Here is a 480-nt window from a genome sequence, read left to right as displayed (position 1 = left end):
CTTCTGGAACACTTGAGCCGGGGCGTGATCGGTTTGATCGGTCTCTGGATGATCTGGAGAGGTCTGCGTTCCACTAGCCACAACCATAGGTCCCAGGAGGGCGCAGGCTTTGGCTTCGTGGCCGGTCTTATTCCCTGTCCGCTGACCCTGTTCGTCATGACCTATGCAACCGCGCGCGGGGTGCCCGCCCCAGGACTGCTGTTTGCCGTCCTCATGTTGGGCGGCGTAGCGTTGACGCTGTCTGTCGTCGCGCTTCTGGCTGTTTCCTTCAGGAAAGTCTTCTACCGGCTGTTCAGCCGCAATCAGCAGAGGCTCGACAAATTGTCACGTGTGCTGGAGATCACCGTCGGACTCGGCATGGTCGCAGTTGCGACAATGACCCTCGCGTAAGACGGCTGCCGCTCAAAGCGTTGCAGGTGCTATGACGTACGGCTCTCATTTGACGGAGGCGGGTGTAGCGCGGCAATCAGGATGAGACGC

Annotated in this window: 1 protein-coding gene; it reads left to right on the top strand. The window is 59.8% G+C overall.

Annotated elements, in window-relative coordinates:
• A partial coding sequence (locus AB4Z23_RS28385; protein WP_441361295.1) for an urease accessory protein UreH domain-containing protein occupies positions 1–390 on the top strand: 390 nt, incomplete at its 5' end.
• Positions 391–480 lie beyond the last annotated feature (90 nt).

It is taken from the genome of Agrobacterium sp. MCAB5, from assembly GCF_052114365.1.
GTDB classification, from domain to species: Bacteria; Pseudomonadota; Alphaproteobacteria; order Rhizobiales; family Rhizobiaceae; genus Agrobacterium; species Agrobacterium tumefaciens.
The sequence above is the reverse complement of the archived record's forward strand: the minus strand, read 5'-3'. Positions and strand labels throughout refer to the sequence as shown.